Raw genomic sequence first — 18,525 nt, 5'->3', positions numbered from 1 at the left:
CAAACCTTCTATTTATAAGCGTTTGATAATGAAGCTGTTTCAGAGTTTACGTTTGCTTTTTTGCTGTGCATCTACTACAGCTACTGCAGACATATTTACCATTTCATCCACGCTTGCTCCTAGCTGAAACACATGTGCGGGCTTGTTGAGTCCCATCAATATAGGACCAATCGATCCCGCACTGTTCATCTCCTTCATGAGTTTATAGGTGCTGTTGGCAGAATCTAGATTTGGATAAATGAGCGTATTGACTTTCTTACCATTCAATTTTGAAAACGGAAATTTATCCATTCGCATTTGTTTGTTGAGTGCAAAATCGATTTGCAATTCACCATCCACAGCTATATCAGGAAAATTCTTGTGAAGATAATCCACCGCATCCTTTACTTTGGAAGCATTAGGGTTTTTTGAAGATCCAAAATTGGAATAAGAGGCCATGGCCATAACAGGCTCTATACCGAACATCTTAACCGTCTTAGCCGTCATCTGTGCGATTTTAGCCAATACATCTGCATCTGGATTGATGTTTATTGACGTATCGCTAATAAAAATTGGGCCTCGCTTGGAATTCATCAAATTGGTAGCAGCCACGTTAGTAACACCGCTCTCTTTGCCAATCAACTCCAATATAGGCTTAAGCACTGCAGGATAAGCGCGTGAATACCCAGACAACATCGCATCCGCATCCCCATTTTCTACCATCATCGCTGCAAAATAATTTCGCTCTCGAATCATTTTTTTAGCATCGTAAAAGGTCACTCCTTTTCGGCTCCTTTTTTTCCAAAGGGCTTCTGCGTATTTATGCCTTTGCTCTTTTTCTTCATCCGATTTGGGATCGATGATCGTAATGTCTTCTACGTCAAATTCAATCTCAGACATCAATTCCAATATGACATCGCGTCTTCCCAGTAAAATTGGAGTCGCTATTTTTTCATCGTATACGATTTGTGCCGCTTTTAGCACATCCAAGTGATCAGCTTCAGCATATACGATTCGTTTGGGATCCTGTTTAGCTCGGTTCATGAGCAAGCGAGTGATTTTATCTTCGCTACCCATGCGCTCCAGTAATTCCTCTCTGTAAGCCTCCCAATCAGTTATTGGATTTTGAGCGACTCCTGAGTCCATGGCAGCTTTAGCTACAGCTGGTGGTATTTCAGAAATAAGTCTGGGATCAAAAGGTTTAGGAATAATATAATCTCTACCGTAATTTAGACGTGTTTCTGCATAAGCAATATTGACCTGTTCTGGAACTGGCTCTTTGGCTAATCTGGCTAAAGCCTTTACAGCCGCCATTTTCATTTCTTCGTTAATTTGGGTGGCCCTCACATCTAAGGAACCCCTAAAAATATAAGGAAAGCCTAGCACGTTATTAACCTGGTTGGGATAATCTGTTCTCCCCGTAGCCATAATAACGTCTTCACGTGTCTTTTTAGCGACATCGTAGTCAATTTCAGGATCTGGATTAGCCATCGCAAAGACTATTGGGTTATCTGCCATTTTAGACAGCATTTCTGGTTTCAGGACTCCTCCAACAGAAAGCCCAAGAAAGACATCTGCATTTTCTATGCCTTCATTCATGTCTTTGATTTTTCGGGAGGTGGCGAATTCGATCTGTTTGGTAGATAAGTCCTTTCTATTCACATCTACAACTCCTTCACTATCAAACATCAAAATGTTTTCTTTTTTCACCCCTAGCAAGACATATAACTTTGTGCAGGCTATGGCTGCTGAACCTGCGCCGGAAACTACAATCTGTACATCCTCAATGTTTTTTTCTGCCAGCTCGAGTGCATTCAATAAAGCTGCTGCTGAAATAATAGCTGTCCCATGCTGGTCATCATGCATCACAGGGATCGGCAATTCTACTTTTAGTCGCTCTTCAATTTCGAAAGCTTCTGGCGCCTTGATATCTTCAAGATTTATACCTCCAAAAGTAGGGGCAATATTTTTAACGGTTTCAATAAATTTATCGACATCCTTAGTATCCACTTCAATATCAAAGACATCTATATCTGCAAAGATTTTAAACAACAAGGCTTTACCTTCCATCACTGGCTTGGAGGCTTCTGCTCCAATGTCACCTAAACCCAAAACGGCAGTTCCATTAGAAATGACTGCGACAAGATTACCTTTATTGGTATACCTGTAGGCGTTTTGAACATCTTTTTCGATTTCCTTACAAGGTTCGGCTACTCCTGGAGAATAAGCTAATCCAAGATCTCGTTGTGAAGCGTGTTTTTTGGTAGGAACGACTTCAATTTTTCCTGGCCTTGGTTTAGCGTGATATACCAAAGCTTCTCTTCGTTTTCTTGATGTACTCATAAAATAATTACTAATGATTACGGCCTTAAACGTAATTTTCTGAATTTACAAATGTAATCCTTATTAATAGTTTGAAGAATGTTAAGCCTTATTATTGAGATTGTAAATCTATATAGATATTCAAAATAAATGTAATTGTATAATCAATATACCGTCCTCTAGCTCTCTTGAATATATTTCATATTGCGCTTTAAGCCTTCAAACTTGGTCCGTTTTACGGCAGACTTTCTAAAAATATCATTAAATACATCTTTGGTAATCTCTTCCCAGTCTCGTTTATCATAGCTAAGCAAATCTGGATGTGGATTAAAAAGGGGTTCATTGTGAGGTTTACTGAAGCGGTTCCAGGGACAGACGTCCTGGCAAATATCACAGCCAAACATCCAGTCCTCAAACTGATTTTCATAGCCTTTGGGAATTTCATTTTTGAGCTCAATCGTAAAATAGGATATGCATTTGCTACCATCGACTTTATAGGGCTCATAAATCGCATCGGTTGGGCAAGCGTCAATACATTTAGTACAGGAGCCACAATGGTCTGTGACGGGTGTATCGTACTCCAAATCGATATCTAAAATCAATTCTGCAATAAAGTAAAAGGACCCTGTTTGTTTGGACAGCAAGTTAGAATGTTTTCCTACCCAGCCTAAACCGCTTTTAGCAGCCCAGGCTTTTTCTAAAACTGGTGCAGAATCTACAAATGCTCTCCCGTGTAGGTCTCCAATTTGATCCTGAAGCGTGTACATCAGCTCTTTCAGTTTTCCTTTGATCACATGATGATAATCTCTCCCGTAGGCATATTTACTTACCTTATAAGTATTTTCTTTTTGTGTTTCTTCAGGATAATAATTATACAGTAACGAAATGACGCTCTTAGAGCCCTCTACCAATTTGGTGGGATCTAAACGCTTGTCAAAATGATTTTCCATATAGCGCATTTCTCCATGCGCATTTTCTTTTAACCAATTTTCCAAACGAGGAGCTTCTTCTTCAAGAAATTCAGCTTTAGAAATCCCACAGGATAAAAAACCAAGTCGGCTGGCTTCGTTTTTTATAATCTCAGAGTAAGTTGCTTTAGAAGAAATATTACTGTCGTTTTGAAAATTTCACAAAGGCGTTTTTAGGTTTTAGACTGATCAATGGCTGTATTTCAATCTCAGGTTTAGCCTCTTCAATCTTAAACTTCTTCAGCAATTGCTGTATGGCTAAAGTAATTTCATACACCGCAAAATTATTGCCAATACATTTACGCGGTCCAGCTCCAAAGGGAAAGTAAAAATCACTTACGCTTCTATCTTCAGCGAACCGATGAGGATTAAAAAGCGCTGGATCTTTCCAGTTTTTTTTATTTCTATGAATTTGATGAATTGAAAATAATAAGGTTGTATTTTCTGGAATTTCAAAGCCTTTAAATTCATCAGCTTTGATGTTCTGTCGATCGATAAAATACACCGGTGGAAATAGACGCATCGACTCTTCGATAACATGCTGAGTAAACTCACTCTCTTTAAGGACCTCAAAATACGATTTACCTTTAAGTTTTTGAATTTCAGAATACAAGTCATCCTGAACGTTTTGGTTTTGCCCTATTAATTGAACAGTGAAGGAGAGAGCATTCGAAGTTGTTTCATGACCCGCAATAAACAATATCAATATCTCATCTATTAACTGCTCTTCATTCATCTTGGACCCTTCCTTATCTGTAAGAGCCATCAACATATCTAAAAGGTCGTTTCCTTTAGATGTTGATTGTTGTCTTCTTTTTATAATTCCAGATAGAAGCTCTCTGGCATCCTGACTTAGTTGTAGATTTCGTTTGAGTTCTCCACTTAATAAAAACCACCATTTTTTGTAAGGCTGGCGAAGTTCTTTCACCAACATTTTTTGAGTTTCTTCTGTAATATGTTGTAATCTGGAAATCTCTTTAGAATTTATAGCATCTCCAAAAAGACTTTTTACAACGACCTTAAACGCCAAATCGTTAAAAATTGGAAAGATATCTATGGTCTTATCCACCTCAATGCGCTGCAGCTCTTTATCAATAGCTTCAACCATCAGGTTTAAAAGGGTGTACAAGTTTTTTCTGTGAAAAGCAGGCTGAATCAGTTTACGTTGAGCTTTCCAGCTATCTCCCTCTGAAGTCAATAATCCGTGACCAACATATTTAGCGAGATCTTTGGTCTGTATTTCGGTTTTCCTGAAGTTCTTCTGATTATCTCTAAGGGCATAAATAGCAAAGTCAGGATCTCTGGAAAAAACCACAGAATTTCCGAAGCCCAAGTTTAGGCGAAAAGTATCCCCGAGCTTCTCAAAGTTTTTCCTATGAAAAGGTAGTGGATTTTTTAAAATCCCTCCCGCATGAATAAAGAAATCTATGGAAGGAACTTCTGGAAATTGTTTTAAGCTAGGCATAAAATGTTTTTAAAATAAACCCCCTTGTTTACTTTCTCTAAGCTTACCAAGGTGTTTGTAAGCAGACTCTGTGACTTCTCTACCTCGAGGGGTACGATTGATAAAACCCTTCTGTATTAGAAAAGGTTCGTAAACCTCTTCGATGGTTTCAGCATTTTCACTAACTGCTGTAGCCAGAGTTGTTAACCCCACAGGACCTCCTTTAAATTTATCAATGATGGTTAGCAGTATTTTATTATCCATATCGTCTAATCCAAAGGCATCCACATTTAAGGCTTTAAGACTATACTTAGAAATTTCAATGTCAATTTTACCATTACCTTTGATTTGGGCAAAGTCTCTAACTCGTCTTAGAAGCGCATTAGCTATACGGGGAGTTCCTCGACTTCTTCCTGCGATTTCAATAGCAGCTTCATTCGTGATAGGAACGTCTAAAATTGATGCACTTCTTAGAATAATATCGCTCAACAACTCAGTAGTATAGTATTCCAATCGGCTGGAAATACCGAAACGGGCACGCATGGGAGCGGTTAATAAACCTGATCGGGTTGTTGCTCCAACAAGAGTAAAAGGATTAAGATTGATTTCCACACTTCTGGCATTTGGACCAGTCTCGATCATGATATCGATCTTAAAATCTTCCATGGCAGAATACAAGTATTCTTCGACAACTGAACTCAACCTATGGATTTCATCGATAAAAAGCACGTCTCTTGGTTCGAGATTCGTTAATAAGCCTGCCAGATCACCTGGTTTGTCGATGACAGGTCCAGAGGTAATTTTAATTCCCGTTTCCAATTCATTAGCAAGAATATGAGCCAATGTGGTTTTACCTAAACCAGGTGGACCATGAAATAAAGTATGGTCCAGGGCTTCTCCCCTTAAATTTGCTGCTTTCACAAAGACCTGTAGGTTCTCTAAAACATGAGACTGACCCGCAAAATCATCAAAAGATAAAGGCCTAAGCGCCCTCTCTACTTCTTGATCTTGATGAGATAACTGATCTCTGGAAGCATCTAAGTTTTCATTCATGATAACAAATATAAATAAAAAAGCCCCCAAGAAATCAATACATGGAGGCTTCTGGTATTAGAGTGACGAATTATTCATTCATCTCTTCTTCATTCTCTTGAATAGGTACGTTTTGTGGAACGTAATCCTGACCTGGAATAATATAATCTGTATCTTCTTTATTCATTTTACTGTAGTCATAAGACCATCTGTAAACTTTCGGAATCTCACCTGGCCAGTTACCATGAATATGCTCCACAGGTGTTGTCCATTCTAATGTTGTAGATCTCCATGGGTTTCTTTCAGCTTTCTTTCCGTAGAAAATCGAGTGAATAAAGTTATAGACAAAGAACAATTGGGCTCCTGCTGTGATGAAAGCGAATACGGAAATCAAAATGTTTGTATCTGCTAAGTCATCAAAATATGGAAATTCTGTAAACTTATAGTAACGTCTTGGCAAGCCTGCCATACCGATAAAGTGCATTGGGAAGAATATACCATAAGCACCAATAGCAGTAATCCAAAAGTGAACGTAACCAAGGTTCTTATTCATCATTCGTCCAAACATCTTAGGGAACCAGTGGTAAATACCTGCAAATAATCCGTATAAGGCTGAAATACCCATCACCAAGTGGAAGTGAGCAATAACAAAATATGTGTCATGAACATTAATATCTAATGTACTATCTCCTAATATAATCCCCGTTAGTCCACCAGTAACAAAAGTAGAGACTAATCCTATAGAAAATAACATCCCAGGGTTAAGCTGAAGATTACCTTTCCAAAGTGTGGTAATATAGTTAAATGCTTTTACGCCAGATGGTATTGCAATCAATAATGTTGTAAATGTAAACACAGAACCCAAGAATGGATTCATACCAGAGACAAACATATGGTGACCCCAAACTACTGTAGATAAGAAAGCAATAGCTAAAATAGAAGCGATCATCGCTCTATAACCAAAAATTGGTTTTCTGGAGTTCGTGGCAATGATTTCTGAAGTGATTCCCAGAGCAGGTAGTAATACAATATATACCTCTGGGTGACCTAGGAACCAGAATAAGTGTTCATATAAAACAGGAGACCCACCTTGGTAAGAAAGTACCTCTCCCTGAATGTAAATATCACTTAAGAAGAAAGAAGTTCCAAAACTTCTGTCCATCAATAATAACAAACCAGCTGCAAGCAATACTGGAAATGAAACCACTCCAATAATAGCAGTCACAAAAAATGCCCAAATGGTAAGTGGTAATCTAGTCATGGTCATTCCCTGAGTTCTAAGGTTAAGAACAGTTACAATATAGTTTAGGGAACCAAGAAGTGATGATGCAACAAAGATAGTTATGGCTACTAACCATAATGTCATTCCTAATCCAGAACCACCAATTGCTTGTGGAAGAGCACTCAATGGTGGATAAACCGTCCATCCTGAGGATGCAGGTCCTGCTTCAACAAAAAAGGATGAAACAATAACGACACATGAGATGGCGAACAACCAATATGAAAGCATGTTCATAAATCCGGATGCCATATCTCGCGCTCCAATTTGAAGCGGAATAAGCAGGTTACTGAAAGTACCACTCAATCCAGCTGTCAATACATAAAAGATCATAATGGTACCATGAATGGTAGAAAGTGCTAAGTAAATGCTTGGATCCATAACACCATCTTCTCCAAACTTACCTAAAAGAACTTCGTAAATCCAAAAGGTTTCATTAGGCCAAGCTAATTGAAGTCTCATAAGCATCGACATGGCAATACCTATAAAGCCCATAATAAGGCCTGTTATGAGGTACTGTTTAGCGATCATTTTATGATCTGTACTGAATATGTACTTCTCTATGAAAGTTGGCTCGTGGTGACCTTCCTCGTGTGCATGATCGTTAGCAAGTGGTTGTGCAGCTACTGACATATATATTTCTATTTATTTAATATTAATTTTGTGATTGAGCAGTTAATTCTCCAAAGGTTTGCTGCTCATTAATCCATTTTTGATATTCTTCTTCAGTTTCAACTACTATTTTCATTTGCATATTGTAGTGCGAAACTCCACATATCTTGTTACAAAGTAAATAATACTCAAACTCATAACTTTTCTCGTCAGGACCTAAATTATCGTTGTTTTTACGAATTTCGTTGATATTACGAACTTTTTCAACCATGTATTCGCTATTTCGGATTTCTTTAGAAGTTGTTGTAGGTGTGAACCCGAACTGAGTGGTCATACCTGGTACAACATTCATCTGAGACCTGAAAAATGGAAAATAAGCTGAATGAAGTACATCCTGAGATCTAAACTTGAATAACACAGGTCTATCTACAGGAAGATGTAACTCTGAGGTAATAATATCATCCTGAGCGTAAGGATCTGACTCGTTAAGGCCCAGTTGATTAACCCCTTCTATGAATCTAACATTAGCTTCTCCTAAAGTCTTATCTGAACCAGAATATCGTGCTCTCCAGTCAAACTGGTAAGCGTAAATTTCTACTACCAAAGTATCCTCCGTTTCTTCTACATTCATAATTTCAGACCAGCTAAATAATCCGTAAATGATTAAGGCGGCAAGGGTAATAACAGGAATAATTGTCCAAATGAATTCTAACTTATCATTATCGGCATAGAAAAGCGCCTTTTGACCTTCTTTTCCTCTGTATTTGTAAGCAAACCAGTGAATCAGGAATTGGATAATTACCTGAACAAACATGATTAAACCGAGGGAAATAAAGAACAATTGATCGTAATCTTCAGAATGAGCTGATGCTCCTGGTGCATAGAATTTACTAAGTTCCCAAAAGGAATAAATCATCAATCCATATAAAAAGACAGTGAAAACGAGAAACATTTTTCCCTGCTTTTGGTTGTCTTTATTGTTCGCAATTTGAGAATCATCACTTTCAATAGGCTGTGATAATTTGAAGATTTTTGAGATCTGCCAAATCGTGATTCCAAGTAGAGCTGCGACTAATATTATAAGTAATGCGGTCATCTTCTATCTTTCTTTTAAATATTTAGTAGTGAAAATGTTTGCTTTCTTCTAAGAAAGCGTTGTTTTTTACTGTCAATGGAGCTTTCGCTAGAGCATTGAACACTGTATATATAAACAAACCAGCGATTAACATAAGTGAACTTATTTCTGGTATTCCAATGAACCAGGACTCGCCAACTGTACCAGGCATAATCATAACAAAGAAATTGAGGTAATGTCCTAGTAAGATTATAATTCCTGCAAATACAACAATCCAGTTGATTCTTTTAAAATCTGAATTTATTAAAATCAACATTGGTAAAACCCAGTTTAGGATCACTGTTCCAAAAAATAACAATGGGTAGTCCTCCAGTCTTGAAGCATAATATGTGACCTCCTCTGGTATATTTGAATACCAAATCAATAGGAACTGAGAGAACCATAGGTAAGCCCAAAATATTGAGAATCCCATCATGAATTTTGCTAGATCATGAATGTGACTGTTATTGACGATTTCAAGGTAGCCTTTACCTTTAAGGTAAATAGTAACTAAAGCTATAGTAGTAACCGCAGACACAAGGATACTTGCCAATACAAACCATCCAAATAATGTACTAAACCAGTGTGTATCTATACTCATGATCCAGTCCCAAGACATCATAGATTCTGTAACGATGAAAAAGACCAAAAACATTGCGGACAACTTGAAATTACGCTTATGTAACTTTAAGTCAAAACCATCATCCATTTTACGAGAGTTCTTGATAATGAACTTTGAAAATAAAATCCACCCAACGATATAAATGGCTGCTCTAATTAAGAAAAACGGTGTATTGAGATAGGCTGTTTTATTCTGTATAATTTCATCATGTGCTACAACTTCAGGATCCATCCAAACAAAGAGGTGATTAAGGTGAAGACTAGAGAGTATTAAAAGTAAATACACAATAATTCCTCCTGGAACAAGGTAGGAGGCTATGCCTTCCATGACTCTGAACAATACAGGGGACCATCCAGCCTGAGCAGCATTCTGCAAAGCATAGAATACAAAAACACCTAATGAAATTAGGAATATAAACAGAGCTGGCACATAGATGGCAGCCCAAGGTTTATTGTGTAATTGATGATAAAGATGCTCAGCGTGTTCATCGCCGTGTGCTTCCTCAGAAGCGTGGCCTGACTCCATAGCTACGCTTTCTCCGCCGTGAGAGGCATGGTCATTATGAAGCATTTCTTTAACTTCTTCAACTGAAGATGGCGCATCTATAAATCCGTAAACCAAACCAATAGCCCCTACAATAATAAGGATTAAAGAGAATAATTTTATTTTACTTGACATTGTGTACATAATATCTCAGCTATGTATTATACTTGTTCTTACTCTGATTCTGTTCCTTTTTCTGACTCAAATGCTCTAGGCTCTTTACCTTCAAGCTCATCTTTAAGTTGCATCACGTAATGGTCTACCAGCCATAATTCTTCACTATTCATTTGTGATGCGTAAGAGCCCATGGTATTAATACCATGCCACATGACATGATAAACACTACCTTCTGTAATGGCTCTTCCTTGGTCATCGTAACTAGGAACCCCCAAAATTTTTTCACGCTCTACCAAATAACCCTTTCCATTACCTTTATCGCCATGACAAGTTGCACAGTAGATGGTGTACAATTGTCTTCCTTCTGCAAGATTGGCTTCTGTGTATGGAAGAGGATTTTTTAATTCTTCTTTAGCTTTATCATATCCTTCGGCGCTATCTTCATAGTCATACGGCATAAAGCCTCTTGGAATAGTTCCTTCGTCCACCTGAAGCGCTTCTTGCTCTTCAGGAAAAATTTCATATTCTCCATAAGTATCGTATGGAACAGACTCATACATATTAGGAAAATACTGATAGTTTCTTTGCGTCTCATCGTTACAGGAGATGAGCGTTAAAGCTATAAGTAATATGGTCAACAAACTTTTCATAAACTTATTTATTATCTATTAATTTGATTTCAGCTGCACCGTTCTCATGAAGTACTTCTGCAATAGCTTGAACATTGGCTTCATTGACTGAAATCTCCATTAAAAATTTATCATCGGTGGTTCTAACATCTGGATTTTCTGCTTTTTTAAAAGGCCATAGTTTACTTCTCATGTAGAAAGTAATCACCATAAGGTGGGCAGCAAAAAACACTGTCATCTCGAACATGATCGGGACAAATGCTGGCATATTTTCCAGATAACTGAAACTTGGCTTACCACCAATATTTTGTGGCCAGTCCTCAATCATGATAAAATTCATCATCCAGGTAGCGACAGCTAAACCAACCAATCCATAAAGAAAAGATGTAATAGCTAAACGCGTATGTGGCATACCCATAGCCTTGTCAAGACCGTGTACTGGGAATGGACAAAACACTTCGTTTATTGTATATTTTTTTTCTCGCAATGCTTTGACAGCCTGCATCAATATATCATCATCTGTAAAAATCGCATGTAAAACTTTTGATGCCATTATGAGTTTGATTTAGAATTAAACTGTGCTGAAAAATCTGGTAAAGGCTCTTGTTCAGGTTCATCGTACAACTTTGCATCATCGCCTTTTTCAGCTCTTATGTTCTTATATTTTTCACCTGATGATTTCAAGATAGACTTAACTTCAGCTTGAGCAATTACAGGGAAGGTTCTTGAATATAAAAGGAACAATACAAAGAAAAATCCTATAGTTCCTACAAATATCCCAATATCTACAAAAGTTGGTGAGAACATTGTCCAGGCAGATGGCATATAATCCCTATGCAGTGAGGTTACGATAATGACAAAACGTTCAAACCACATCCCAATGTTTACAACAATCGAAATAAAGAAGGAGAACATAATGCTTCGTCTCAGCTTAGGAAACCACATAAACTGTGGAGAGAATACATTACAAGTCATCATTGCCCAATAAGCCCAGGCATAAGGTCCTGTAGCTCTATTTAAAAAGGCATATTGTTCGTATTCAACACCAGAATACCAAGCCATGAATAACTCAGTGATATAAGCTACACCTACAATAGAACCTGTGATCATAATAACGATGTTCATCAATTCTATATGCTGTATTGTAATATAGTTTTCTAAATTAGAAACCTTTCTCATTACAATAAGGAGTGTATTTACCATGGCGAAACCAGAAAATACAGCACCTGCAACAAAATATGGTGGGAAAATTGTGGTGTGCCATCCTGGAATCACAGAAGTCGCAAAGTCAAAAGATACAATCGTGTGTACAGAAAGTACCAAAGGCGTCGCAAGTCCAGCTAAAACCAGAGAAACTTCTTCAAAACGTTGCCAGTCTTTTGCTCTTCCACTCCATCCAAAAGAAAGGATCCCATAGATATGCTTTTGAAAAGGCTTTACTGCTCTGTCTCTTATCATGGCAAAGTCAGGGAGTAGACCTGTCCACCAAAACACTAGAGAAACAGACAAATAAGTAGATATCGCAAAAACATCCCAGAGTAAAGGAGAGTTAAAATTGACCCACAAAGATCCGAATTGGTTTGGAATAGGCAAAACCCAATACGCTAACCATGGACGACCCATGTGAATGATTGGAAATAAACCTGCCTGAACGACCGAGAAAATGGTCATTGCTTCTGCAGAACGGTTGATGGCCATTCTCCATTTTTGTCTAAACAATAAAAGTACGGCAGAAATCAAAGTACCGGCGTGACCAATACCTACCCACCATACAAAGTTAGTAATATCCCAGGCCCAACCAATAGTTTTGTTAAGACCCCAGGTACCTATACCTTCAGAGACAGTATAGACAATACAGCCTAAACCCCATAAAAAGGCGATGAGTGCTATCGAAAAAACAACCCACCATGATTTATTTGCCTTTCCCTCTACAGGTCTTACCACATCCACAGTAACATCGTGATATGATTTATCTCCTGTAACTAAGGGTTTTCTAATAGGCGATTCGTAATGAGACATAATTTAGTATAAATTTATTCCTAGTTAGTTGATTATGCTTCTGTTGTATTTCGGATTTTGGTGTGATACATCACATTTGGCTTAGTCCCTAAGTACTCAAGCAAGTGATACATTCTATCCTCTTGTGTTTTCTCATATACAACGCTTTCTTTATCGTTGATGTCACCAAATACCATGGCACCGTTGTCACAGGCATTAGAACAGGCCGTTTGAAACTCACCATCTTCTATAACTCTGCCTTCACGTTTGGCATCAAGAATTGTTTTTTGTGTCATTTGGATACACATAGAACATTTTTCCATTACACCTCGAGATCTCACAGTCACATCTGGATTTAAGACCATTCTGCCTAAATCATTATTCATGTGATAATCGAATTCATCGTTTTGGTTGTATAAGAACCAGTTGAATCGTCTTACTTTATAAGGACAGTTGTTGGCACAGTAACGCGTTCCTACACAACGGTTGTACGTCATGTGGTTTTGTCCTTGACGTCCGTGAGCAGATGCCGCAACTGGACAAACAGTTTCACAAGGAGCGTGATTACAATGCTGACACATCACAGGCTGGAAAATAACCTGTACATCTTCTGCTGAAGCTACCTCTAGTTCGCCGTAGGTTCCAATAGCACTACCTAATCCAGAAATATCATTTTTCTTTTCGTAATCTTCTTCTATCGTATCTTCTGAAGAGTAATAACGGTCAATTCTCAACCAGTGCATATCCCTACTCTTACGAATCTCATTTTTTCCTACTACAGGCACGTTGTTTTCACTATGACAAGCAATAACACAAGCTCCACAACCTGTACAGGCGTTTAAATCTATAGATAAATTGAAGTGATGACCGATAGATCTGTCAAACTCATCCCATAAATCTACATCTGGATTGGTCACTTCAACCTCTTGGTGGTTTAAAGAGACTTCTGGTGTAGGGTTCCAGTGATGTTTGTCTTTTGTATTAAAGATTTCGAGAGAGGTTTCTTTTACGATATCTTTTCTCCCCATCATTGTGTGATGTAGTTGAACACAAGCAAACTCATGAACTCCATCAACAGCTTCTACACTAACCACTTGGTTAACATCAAAATTTTGATATAAAGGATAAGCATTAACTCCAACTTGCATTTCTGCCTGGATAGACTCCTTTTTACCGTAACCAAGGGCTAAACCAATGGATCCAGGGGCCTGACCAGGCTGTATGATGACCGGTAACTTTTCAAGCTTCTTATCTCCAAGTGAAACCACAACGTAGTTACCATTAAGAGCACCGTTAGCGACATTCGTGTTTTCTAGTCCAAGTGCTTCTGCATCTCTTCTGGACATCGTAACATAATTATCCCAGGAGGTTCTGGTAACCGGGTCTGGCATTTCCTGCAACCAAGGGTTATTGGCATGCTCACCATCACCAAGAGAGGTCTTAGTATATAAGGTAAGTTCTAAACCTTCTGCGTCTTTTCCAGACACAAGCTTTCTAGCTCCAGCAGAAATATTGATCGGAGTGGTCTCCACAGGGGCCGGCAAACTTAAATCATATTCAAAACTACCGTCATGTAAAGAAGTATTCCAAGACATACCTTCAAAAGTTGACTTAAAATTATCCTTCACATACTCATAATATTTAGTTGAATTACCATTCAGCTTTAATAAACAATCTTCAAATTGCTTTGTATTAAAGAGAGGCTTTATTGTAGGCTGAATGAGGCTGAAATCTTTTTTAGTAAATCTCACATCTCCCCATGACTCTAGATAATGAGGAGTGGCGGCTATGTATTTACAAAGTTTAGCCGTTTCATCTTTCTTCATTGAAAAGCTAACAGTTGTATTTACCTTCTCCATGGCAGACACAAAAGCATCAGCACTCGGGAGTGAATATGCAGGATTAGCGCCTGCAATCATCAAAGCTCCAACATTGCCAGCATTCATTTCAGAAATCAAAGTGTTGATCTTAGAATTCTGACCCTGACGAATAAGCCTAGGATTATCAGTATCTAAAACAGCACTTGAAAGTTTTTCATTGATTTCCAATGCCATGGCCTGAGCCTCGACAGATTGTAATCCTGTGACAAATACTGATCCTGTTGAATTCGATTTTAATTGAGCTACTGCTTTATCTACCTGAGCCTGTACAGCATCACTTAAATTTGTAGAAGCTACTCTTCCTACAATTTGGTTATAAAATTCAACTACAATTTGATTTTGTACCGAAGGTTTTACAGGAATTCTTTTATCGGAATTTGCTCCACTCAGAGTCATATTGGCTTCAAACTGAACGTGGCGAGACATTTTTCCATTTTTAGGAACTCTGCTCTTACTGTAGCCAGAATCAAATGCACCACCTTGCCAGTCTCCAAGAAAATCTGCGCCAACAGATACAATCATTTTTGACTTAGAAAAATCGTAGTTAGGAAGCGCTCTGAATCCATACTTAGCTTCAAAAGCGTCTAAAGCAGGCTCTTCTGAAATTGAATCATAAACCACGTGAACCACGTTAGGGTATTTTTCCTGAAACTCCTTAATCAGCTTATCTGTAGATGGAGAAGCGAAAGTCTGAGTTAACAAATAAGTTCTTTTATCCGAATTAGCTTTTAAGTCTGATTCTAGAGAAGAGAAAAACTCTGTCCAGGTGACATCTCTATTTTCAATCTGAGGGTTTTGAAGACGCTTAATATCGTATAAATCCAATACAGAAGCGTGAACTCTAGCTTTACCAGCAGACAATCCTTTAGATTCCTTATTAGTTTCAATTTTTATTGGACGTCCTTCTCTGGTTTTTACCAGAATACTAGCAAAATCAAAACCATTAGCAATGGTAGTTGCATAATAATCTGAAACTCCAGGAATAATACGTTCCGGCTGGACGACATAAGGAATGGATTTCACAACCGGACCTTCACAGGCCGCTAAAGAGGCTGCAGCAGTACTAAACCCAACGTATTTTAAGAAATCCCTACGGGTTGTCTGAGAGCTCTCCAATTTATCCTTATCACCTAAAAACTCATCTGCAGGAATATGTTCTGCAAATTCATTTTGTTCAAGTGCTTCAACTAAAGGACTATCATCCTTAAGTTGCTCAGCACTTTTCCAATATTTCTTTTCTGATGACATATTGAACTTTAATTTTCTGTATTAATATTAATAATGACACTTTCCACATTCCAATCCACCCATCTCAGCTGCAGTTAGCTCCTCGACATTGTATTTTTTGGAAAGTTCTTCATGTATTTTTTCGTAGTAAGCATTACCCTCAACCTTAATGTTGGTTTCACGGTGACAATTGATACACCATCCCATGGTTAAAGGAGCATATTGCTTCTGTATTTCATAAGTTTCAACAGGGCCGTGACAAGTTTGACAATCGATCCCACCGACAGTAACGTGTTGTGAGTGATTGAAGTAAGCAAAATCAGGCAAGTTGTGAATACGTATCCATTTTACAGGCTTGGTTTCACCAGTATAAGACTGCGTAGAAGTATCCCACCCTGTTGCTTCGTAAAGCTTTTGGATTTCAGCATTGTAATCAACACCGTATTCTTCCTGACCTTCTTTCTGAGTTTCTTCAGCCACCTCAGCAATTTGTTTATGACAATTCATACATACGTTTAGTGAAGGAATACCAGAATGTTTTGAGACTCTCGCCGAGGAGTGACAATATTTACATTCGATTTGGTTTTCACCAGCATGAATTCTGTGTGAGTAATGAATAGGTTGTATTGGTGCGTAACCTTGGTCAACTCCAACCTGCATTAGGAAGCCATATCCGCCCCAAGCCACAGCGAGAAGTAAAAAGACTACAGAAACCAAAACTAAGAATTGGTTTTCTGCAAAGGCTACCCAGATCGGTTTTCCTTTAGGTTTATCTGCTTTTACAGGAATGCCATTGGCTTCAGCAAATCTGTTCAAAGTTTTATTGACTAGATAAAGAATTACCGACAATACGAGCAATACAATAGCAAGCAGGCCTAATACGATTTCAGTAGAGATTCCACCACCACCTTGCGCTTCTGCTGGAGCTGCGGCTGCAACGTCTACTTTAGGCTCAGGCTTTGGCTGTTCTACATAAGCCAGGATGTTGTTCATATCTTCCTCGCTTAACTGAGGAAAAGCATTCATCGCGACCTTATTCCACTCTTCATATAATTGAACAGCTTGAGTATCTCCAGATTTGATTAACTCCTGACTGTTTACAATCCATTTGTAAAGCCAATCCATATCTCTACGCTTAGTAACTTCATGTAAAGAAGGACCTGTAGCATTTTTGTAACGCTTATGACAAGCAGCACAAAGAGAGTTGAACATCTCCTTACCTTTAGCAGGATCTGCGTTTGCCACCACATCGGGCACATAAGAACCAAATCCAGACTCACTCTCTTCTTGAGAACTTTCTTCCTTAGGAGCCTCAGCCTCACTTTCTTGTGAAAAAGTGGTTAAGGTGAAAAGCAATAAAAACACTAGGAAGAAATGTTTCAGAATAAATGGGCGTTCCATCGTCTTTTTCATATAATATTTATTAGTCTTTTTCAATGCGACACCCATAAATACATAGGTTTTAGGCGTCAAAAAATTGACTACAAAAGTAACACTTAAAGAGCGTTTCTGGAATACCTACATATGTTAAATGACAATTTATAATCTTTCTAAATTAGAATATGAATCTCTGACTATCGGTTTATCAGTACCTTTGTTTAAAAATTGAAAATATGTCGAAAATTTTTAACATTTTAGCCCCAATTATATTCTTTTTTGCAGCAACATTCAATCAGTTTGCCCAATCCAAATTAACCTCAACTGAACTCACAAAGGTTGATGAATTGATAAACAAAAAGCATGAATTAGAGTCTAATTACGAACTCAAAACCACCTACAAAATCCAAATCTTTTCTGGCGCATTGGAGAAAGCGAAAGAAAGCCAGCAAGTATTAGAGGCTATGGAACTTGATCTAACTTCTAAAATCGTATACCAAACTCCAAATTACAAGGTATGGATAGGAAGTTTCAGAAACAGAATTCAAGCCGATAGAGTAAAAGAACAAATCAAATCGGAATACCCTAATGCTTTGATTATTAAACCTGGTAAATAAACTTTTTAAAAAAGTAAGCATATTAGAAAACTGAGTCGACATAAAACTCGTAAATAGATCTAAAGGGTTTTAATGAGAAAAACTACAGCACTTTTAATTTTTGCAAGAACAGCTTCAGAAGAGAGTAAGCATAAACGATTTTTGGCTTCAAAAGCTTTTTTTGAGTACCAAAACAACAAGGTGCTGAATATAGCAAAAACCTCTGGATTAGACTACTACTGGATTCATGACCGACTTCAGGTTGGAAATTCTTTTGAAGAGCGTTTCCTTAATGCAATTCAAAACCTGTTTGAGTTGGGATATAATGAAGTTATCACCATAGGAAATGATTCTCCTGAGCTTCAAAAGCAACATATTAATAAAGCACTTACAGTTTTAAAGACTAATGACATGTGTTTTGGGCCCTCACACGATGGAGGCTTTTATCTTTGGGGCCTAAAGAAAAATGATTTTTTGAAAGAAAATTTCTTGAATTTTTCCTGGAATACGTCTACCCTTCTTAGTGAAATCCTTGAAGAATTAAAGAATAAATCTATATCCTGTTTGGAGGCCTTAGCAGAAATGGATCGGCAGGAAAATGCCATTTATTTTGTTTCTAAGCCTGGCTTCTTCTCAAAGTTGAAAATGATTTTAGAAAGCATCGTCTCTAATCAAAAGACAAATGTTTTAGATTCCCCTCTACACTTTACTTCAAACTACTCCTCGGTTTATTACAACAAGGGTTCCCCTTTATAAGCCTAATTTTGGCTTTTAAAAATTTAAAAA

14 protein-coding genes are annotated in these 18,525 nt (G+C 37.8%); 2 read left to right on the top strand and 12 right to left on the bottom strand.

The features are described 5' to 3' along the window. Positions 1 to 39 precede the first annotated feature (39 nt). From F598_RS0103095 to F598_RS0103040, 12 genes are all read right to left on the bottom strand, one after another. Entirely contained in the window at positions 40 to 2,322 is a 2,283-nt protein-coding gene (locus F598_RS0103095; protein WP_019037560.1) for an NADP-dependent malic enzyme, read from the bottom strand. A gap of 158 nt (positions 2,323 to 2,480) precedes the next feature. Beyond that, positions 2,481 to 3,407 (bottom strand): tRNA epoxyqueuosine(34) reductase QueG, encoded by a 927-nt coding sequence (gene queG, locus F598_RS0103090; protein ID WP_026302488.1) that lies wholly within the window; start codon positions 3,405 to 3,407, stop codon positions 2,481 to 2,483. A gap of 1 nt (position 3,408) precedes the next feature. Next, positions 3,409 to 4,734, bottom strand: a complete 1,326-nt coding sequence (locus F598_RS0103085) for a cytochrome P450 (RefSeq protein ID WP_019037558.1) — start codon at positions 4,732 to 4,734, stop codon at positions 3,409 to 3,411. Between the two features lie 9 nt (positions 4,735 to 4,743). After that, the gene (gene ruvB, locus F598_RS0103080) at positions 4,744 to 5,766 is read right to left on the bottom strand and encodes a Holliday junction branch migration DNA helicase RuvB (RefSeq protein WP_019037557.1); all 1,023 of its coding nucleotides are present in this window, start codon (positions 5,764 to 5,766) and stop codon (positions 4,744 to 4,746) included. Positions 5,767 to 5,836: 70 nt separating this feature from the next. Continuing rightward, positions 5,837 to 7,657: a cytochrome c oxidase subunit I gene (locus F598_RS0103075; protein WP_019037556.1), complete on the bottom strand. Its 1,821-nt coding sequence runs from the start codon at positions 7,655 to 7,657 to the stop codon at positions 5,837 to 5,839. A gap of 22 nt (positions 7,658 to 7,679) precedes the next feature. Beyond that, positions 7,680 to 8,732 carry a cytochrome c oxidase subunit II gene (locus tag F598_RS0103070; protein ID WP_019037555.1) on the bottom strand — a complete coding sequence of 351 codons (1,053 nt, stop codon included), beginning with the start codon at positions 8,730 to 8,732 and terminating at the stop codon, positions 7,680 to 7,682. Positions 8,733 to 8,754: 22 nt separating this feature from the next. Continuing rightward, positions 8,755 to 10,059 carry a hypothetical protein gene (locus tag F598_RS0103065; RefSeq protein ID WP_026302487.1) on the bottom strand — a complete coding sequence of 435 codons (1,305 nt, stop codon included), beginning with the start codon at positions 10,057 to 10,059 and terminating at the stop codon, positions 8,755 to 8,757. Positions 10,060 to 10,088: 29 nt separating this feature from the next. Continuing rightward, positions 10,089 to 10,682: a c-type cytochrome gene (locus tag F598_RS0103060; protein ID WP_026302486.1), complete on the bottom strand. Its 594-nt coding sequence runs from the start codon at positions 10,680 to 10,682 to the stop codon at positions 10,089 to 10,091. A gap of 4 nt (positions 10,683 to 10,686) precedes the next feature. Then, the gene (locus tag F598_RS0103055) at positions 10,687 to 11,214 is read right to left on the bottom strand and encodes a DUF3341 domain-containing protein (protein ID WP_019037552.1); all 528 of its coding nucleotides are present in this window, start codon (positions 11,212 to 11,214) and stop codon (positions 10,687 to 10,689) included. Further along, the gene (nrfD, locus tag F598_RS0103050; RefSeq protein WP_019037551.1) at positions 11,214 to 12,680 is read right to left on the bottom strand and encodes an NrfD/PsrC family molybdoenzyme membrane anchor subunit; all 1,467 of its coding nucleotides are present in this window, start codon (positions 12,678 to 12,680) and stop codon (positions 11,214 to 11,216) included. Before nrfD ends, F598_RS0103055 begins: the two co-directional genes overlap by 1 nt. A 32-nt stretch (positions 12,681 to 12,712) precedes the next feature. Next, entirely contained in the window at positions 12,713 to 15,787 is a 3,075-nt protein-coding gene (locus tag F598_RS0103045; protein ID WP_019037550.1) for a TAT-variant-translocated molybdopterin oxidoreductase, read from the bottom strand. Positions 15,788 to 15,814: 27 nt separating this feature from the next. Beyond that, positions 15,815 to 17,179 carry a c-type cytochrome gene (locus F598_RS0103040; protein WP_026302485.1) on the bottom strand — a complete coding sequence of 455 codons (1,365 nt, stop codon included), beginning with the start codon at positions 17,177 to 17,179 and terminating at the stop codon, positions 15,815 to 15,817. Between the two features lie 200 nt (positions 17,180 to 17,379). Between F598_RS0103040 and F598_RS0103035 the strand changes: the two genes are divergently transcribed. Further along, positions 17,380 to 17,760, top strand: a complete 381-nt coding sequence (locus F598_RS0103035; protein ID WP_019037548.1) for an SPOR domain-containing protein — start codon at positions 17,380 to 17,382, stop codon at positions 17,758 to 17,760. A 72-nt stretch (positions 17,761 to 17,832) separates the two neighbouring features. Then, a complete protein-coding gene (locus tag F598_RS0103030) occupies positions 17,833 to 18,495 on the top strand; it encodes a DUF2064 domain-containing protein (RefSeq protein WP_019037547.1) in 663 nt (220 codons plus the stop codon). The last annotated feature ends 30 nt before the right edge of the window (positions 18,496 to 18,525 follow it).

This window comes from Psychroflexus tropicus DSM 15496, assembly GCF_000378765.1.
GTDB lineage: Bacteria > Bacteroidota > Bacteroidia > Flavobacteriales > Flavobacteriaceae > Psychroflexus > Psychroflexus tropicus.
The sequence above is the reverse complement of the archived record's forward strand: the minus strand, read 5'-3'. Positions and strand labels throughout refer to the sequence as shown.